Annotated in this window: 6 protein-coding genes; all 6 read right to left on the bottom strand. The window is 45.3% G+C overall.

The features are described from left to right. A partial coding sequence (locus QVO39_RS06735; protein ID WP_288171889.1) for a fumarate hydratase occupies positions 1-821 on the bottom strand: 821 nt, incomplete at its 3' end. Between the two features lie 9 nt (positions 822-830). Next, the gene (locus tag QVO39_RS06730) at positions 831-1808 is read right to left on the bottom strand and encodes an alanine-tRNA synthetase second additional domain-containing protein (protein WP_018029171.1); all 978 of its coding nucleotides are present in this window, start codon (positions 1806-1808) and stop codon (positions 831-833) included. Beyond that, a complete protein-coding gene (locus tag QVO39_RS06725; RefSeq protein ID WP_021903535.1) occupies positions 1801-2121 on the bottom strand; it encodes a DUF4387 domain-containing protein in 321 nt (106 codons plus the stop codon). Before QVO39_RS06725 ends, QVO39_RS06730 begins: the two co-directional genes overlap by 8 nt. Positions 2122-2136: 15 nt before the next feature. Further along, positions 2137-3513 carry an acyclic terpene utilization AtuA family protein gene (locus tag QVO39_RS06720; RefSeq protein ID WP_021903534.1) on the bottom strand — a complete coding sequence of 459 codons (1377 nt, stop codon included), beginning with the start codon at positions 3511-3513 and terminating at the stop codon, positions 2137-2139. An 18-nt stretch (positions 3514-3531) separates the two neighbouring features. After that, positions 3532-4776 carry a methylaspartate ammonia-lyase gene (locus QVO39_RS06715; RefSeq protein WP_018029168.1) on the bottom strand — a complete coding sequence of 415 codons (1245 nt, stop codon included), beginning with the start codon at positions 4774-4776 and terminating at the stop codon, positions 3532-3534. A 45-nt stretch (positions 4777-4821) separates the two neighbouring features. Then, positions 4822-5645: methylaspartate mutase subunit E (locus QVO39_RS06710; protein ID WP_288171888.1), on the bottom strand; the 824-nt coding region annotated here is incomplete at its 5' end.

Below are 5645 nucleotides of genomic sequence, written 5' to 3'. Positions count from 1 at the left end.
CGTGTAGCATGGCAGCCAATATTCACAGCAACTGGTAGTCCCGCAATATGTGTGGCACCTACCTCAACATTTACAGCAAGTGCGGTAGTGGTACCGCCAAATCCAGCAGGGCCAATTCCTAGTTTGTTGATACGCTCCAGAAGCTCCTCTTCGATAGCTTTGATGTGTGGCTTGGAGCTGTGTTGACCTACTGGACGAAGTAAAGCATGCTTGGCATAATAGGCACAACGCTCCATCGTACCGCCAATACCTACACCGACAATAATGGGAGGACAAGGATTGGCACCAGCCTCTGATACAACCTGAACTACATAGTCCTTTACACCCTCAACACCTTGACTTGGTGTAAGCATCTTGAGTTGGCTCTTATTCTCACTACCAAAGCCCTTGGGAGACACTTCTATTTCAATTTTATCACCAGGTACGATGTTATAGTGTATTACTGCTGGAGTATTGTCTTTGGTATTCTCCCGAAGAATAGGATCATTGACTACTGACTTCCGTAGATAGCCCTTTTCGTAACCCTCTCTAACCCCCTCATTGATTGCATCTTCAATAGATCCACCAATCACGTGTACATCTTGCCCAAGGTTAACAAAGACAACCGTCATACCGGTATCTTGACAAAGAGGTTTCTCTTGGGTGCGGGCAATGTGGCTATTTTCGAGGAGGGTTCCCAATATTTCTTGTCCCAAGGGAGACTTTTCTATTAATTTGGACTCCGTAATCTTTTGGTGAATGTCTGGAGTCATAAAGTAGCAGGCTTCAATACATAGCTTACTGACAAGCTCTGAAATCTGCTTTACATTGATTTCTCTCATATCTATACGTTAGTATTTCTTGCCTAAAAAGTAGAATGAGTTTCTATTATTGAGTTCTTCGTGGCTCTTAGGATCTTTATCCAGAAGGCCTATGAGGCAGTAGGCGTCGTACCTTTTGTCGTAGATGAGCTCCTTGTGTAATGAAAAGTTCTCTATTTCACCTGTAGAGCGGACATGAATACGAGGACCATCACAAGGCTTTATCTCATTACCCATTCGGATATGGTCTTCATCATAATAATCAATAGAGATATCCTCATTGATTAAATGAATAATTTCTTCCTCAAGTCGGTCCAAATCGCTTCGTGAAAGTTTTGGATCCTCATTGAATTTCAAGACAAAGCCCGAGGGTACATCCGCACTATAATACTTAGACATATCTAGCCCGAATAGTTTATCTAGTGCATAGCTTGCTACCTCTTCGGCAGAGTGAGCCATCTTACGATAAAGCAGTGAAGTGTGGACAATATCGTATAGAGTTTGTGGTTGGGGCCCAAAAATGCTAGGTCGTGTAACGATGATCTCCTCACCAATAGCAAAGATGATATCGGCATTGCGGCCTAGTGCTTGATTGAGTAGATTGAAGTGCTCTACAACTACTCGCTTGCCCTTATCCAGAGCCTCTTGAACAAAGTCAACGATTTCATACATCTGAGTAAATGCAGTCTGAAATCGCATGTCAATATGGTAGGTAGAGGCCTCTCTGAGGTTTTCCATCCCTTGCCTTACTTGCATAATCTTACGAGGGTCAAGGACATCATCGTCATTAGCAAGTTCTAGACCAGGAAATATTCCCTTAATCAGTGAACTTTTACCGCTCCCTGCGTCACCGATAAAGCCGATAAGGCGATCTGTAAAGCTCAGATGAAAGTGAGCCAATTGCTCCCCAAGGGTAAGGAGTCTCTCCTTACCCCTAGGGGCATAGTATTGCGTGGAGACCCAATGCTCCTGCAATCTCTTTGGCTTTGCACTGTGATGATTATGCATCAAAAGTGAACTTCATGAGTGGGGCGTGCTGTTGAGCACCATACACATCAGTCTCTCCTAGTGCACCACTAGGGATTGGACGCTTGATGGTGGCCTTTACTGCCTTTGCAGGGTCGAAATAAATCACCTGTAGCACATCCTCCTCGGCAATGCCGTAAAGCTTTGCGAAAGATGACTTATTAATAGGCTCATGCTTCTTGAAGAAGTTGTAATCATCAAAGGTCTTGAATATAATATCGAAAGTAAGCTCGTAGGGACCAGAGTTTTTGCTCCTGATCACTGAAGCCATATCGACTAACTTATATGTTTGCATAGTTTTATCCTTCCTTTATTTAGCTACTCCATTATTGAACTCACGGTAAGTGATAGGGAAGAGAGCCGTTGGGCTTTCTACCTTCATTAGGTGATAGACATTGAATTCAAATACTTCACCCATGTGTGCGTCGGATGGTGAGAATGGCAATGCGAGGTTACCAGCAGTAGAGATACGACCCTCATAGCCAAAGTGTAGCAACGTACTACGTGCAAAACTACAAATAGTATCAGCCTCTTGCTGTGTAGCTCCTACTGCTTCAATGATGATGAGAAGCTCGTTGCCAGTATCACACTTAACGCCTGGGAACATATTCATCACGCCACCCTTTCCATAGACCTTAAAGTCTAGGAAATAGTTGCTCATTCCGTAGTCCTTAAAGTTATTATCCACTCTTGCACGTACCGCCTCAGTGATCTCATCTACCTTGCTGATGAAGATAGGGTCTGTAACACCAGCTACAGCAATTGTACGATATCCTACACGCCTTACACCCTCTAGCTTCACGAAGTAACCATCGGTGGGCTCAAATACAGTACCAGCTACACGTACTCGATTATCGGCTACCTGCTCGAAAGTGGTATTGTGAAGGTTAAGACGTCCACCAGGACCAGGTAACATATAAGGATTTGACTTCTCATAAAGAGTATGAGCAGCAATAGATAGGGTAGTACACTTACGGTCTGGAGAAAGAGTCTCTAGCTCAAAGTGATCCTTACGGAGGTAACCAAACATACAGTCGCTACCACTGCCTGGAAGTGCACAGATAGCTGCACACTCTAGGATCTTACCCATGTGGATAGCTAGTCCTTTTGGATAACCCTTAGAGATAGCTAGTGCGGAGAATACAGTTGGGTCGTAAGCACGACCAGCGAGGATCACTTGAGCACCATTATTGAGCGCCTCAATAAATGGCTCCTCACCCATCTGTGCTACGATACGTACTGCATCGTCAATGTCCTGCTCCTTGAGTTCGGGTGCTGGAGACAGTGGAGTGATCTTACCATCCTTAAAGTACTTACGTACTAGCTCCTTATCAAACTCAGCTGAAATCTCTGCATACTTAAAGGTTAGCCCCTTAGCCTGTGCGATCTCCTCAATGATCTTGCGATTAATCTCTACGTGAGGGCGACCACCTGAACCACCGGATGAACCAATGATTACAGGAATACCTGCCTCAATAGCTGCAGGAATCATAATCTCAAGGTCACGCTTTACAGAATTACGATCTGTAAAAGAGATGCCTGCACCTAGATAGTATGGACCTGGGTCGGTAGACCCTGCATCCACAGCAATGACATCTGGTTTACGCTTCATACCCTCTTGGAATGACTCCAATGGGAAGCCATAACCAAGAATAGCGGTTGGGGATAATACTCTAATCTCTTCCATTTCTTTCTTTATACTCACTTAGATGATGTCCTTAAGGGCAATAATTCTACTCATCTCATTGTACACAAGCATGTAGCCTTCATCTACACCCATACCAGGCTTAGCTAGCATTTGGTCTGGAGAGGTGGCCATGGCGATGTGTGCACAGATCTCAGCAGAGCGGTTGGTCTCGTTACAAGTGCCACCTAGATAAGCTCCCATATCGTGCTGCTGGCAGTATAGCACAGCTTCGATAGCATTGTTGATGCCACCAAGGTCTGGAGTCTTGATCTGAGCCATATGCCCAGCTTTTTCCTTAGAAAAGTCGATGATGTCCTCTAGGGTATTGCACCACTCATCGGCAACAATCTCTGCAGAGCATCCCATTTCATCCATATGTTGGCGGATAGCGTGAAGTGCCTTGATTTGAGCTTGCTTCTCCTCAACGTCTACTGGACCCTCAATACGGAGGTGGAATGGCTTAGCTACCTCTGCAAGGTCAGCGATATACTCGGCAATCTTCTTGAAGTCATTGTCAAATACCACTCCAAGGGTACCATATACGTCGATGTGGAAGATAGGGTTATAGCTCTCACAAGTACGCTTTTCAATCACTCTATTGCGTAGCCACTCAACATAAGCACGTAGCTTCTCGCCCTTAAGACCAGTCTTTTGCTCTACGTGGTTGAATAGTGCGTGAGGAAGTACCTCCGCGCCCTTCATGATCATCTTATCTGCATTGACGTAGCGATCGTCACCAGACTGAGTGAAGATAGGAATCATCTTATCAGCAATCTTGGTGTTGTACTCCTTAGCAATCACCTGAGCCATAAGCTTGTGCTGACTCTTAGCAACTGCATCAAGACAAGCTTGGGTCACACCATAACGGATTGCGGTGTGGAAAGCCTTTCCAGTCTCTGGGCGTACAAACTTATCCACTCTATCAGCCATTTCGCGGAAAGTGGTAATTTCCTTACCCTCATACATTGGAGCAATCTCTTTGAGGATTACAGGAATGAAGTTCTTAGCAAGGAACAAAGGGTCACGACCACCTGCACCAGAATACTGAACTGCTGCGCAGTCTCCGTGAGCTATTTGTCCATCTTCTAGAATAAATAGAACGGAGATAGACTCACCTGCCTGACGAACACTCGTAAAGCCCTCTGTAACAACTTCTCCTGAGTAGAAAGCACCATCACTTACGGCACCTCTCTTGATGGCACGCTGGTCGTCAAAGTAAAAACCTGTCTTACCAGCTGCACAAACTACCTTTTTGATTTTCATAATTGTAGTATATGTAGTTAATTGTTTTGTTTGTATTTTCTATTGTTATTGCTTGCGACCAACAAGGAATCCCTTGCTGATAGCATATACGTCGTCAATCACCATCTGGAAGCTAACAGTACGATTTTCACTCTTGGCACGCTCCTCTAGCTTCTCACGGTGGAAGTTGAGAATGTCCTGACTGAGTGGAAGGTTGCCAGAATCCATAATGCGGACTGCACCATTATTATCACGGGCAGGCATCACCTTTCCGGCGTTGTACTTGCTTGGAGCAAAAGGAATATCGAGTACTCCAGATTCGAAGGCAGCAATGACACCTTGTGCAAGGTCTCCATTACCTAGCTCGAACACCTTATCCAATATCTGGTTAACCTCTGCCTCAATAATTTCAGCCTCGGCAACTACCGCTGGGATATTTGTAAAGTCTTGGTCTCTGAGCATAGATATCACCTGCTTAGTAGCACGAAGACCGGCGGCATTCGCCTCCATAGTAGGCACACCCATCGCCTCGTGAGGAGTCTTTACGATAACTTTTGTAGCTTTAGCAAGTGCGGCAGCTGCTGAGCCCCAAGAGATCACTCCAAATGCCTTAGCTTCATCTTGTGGAAATCCTCCCATCCATTGGTGGAATACTGTGGTCACCTTTGCATCACCAAATCCATACTTGGCTAGATACTCATTAGTTTGCTTCTTCAGGGCACGGATCGCAGCCACATCTTGGATGAGGTTACCACACTGACCATATCCCACTGTGAGGTCTTTAACACCTTGTGTGGCAGCCAAGAGAGCCTCAATGATCGCCACAGAGTTGGAGATACATGGAGGAATCAATGTACCTGTAAGGGGCCCGAATGGCTCGCGGTTAATAT

Origin of the sequence: Porphyromonas sp. CAG:1061, from assembly GCF_000435035.1 — a bacterium.
Classification (GTDB): domain Bacteria; phylum Bacteroidota; class Bacteroidia; order Bacteroidales; family Porphyromonadaceae; genus Porphyromonas_A; species Porphyromonas_A somerae.
Note: the sequence above shows the minus strand (reverse complement) of the source record. Positions and strands in the feature narration are given on the sequence as shown.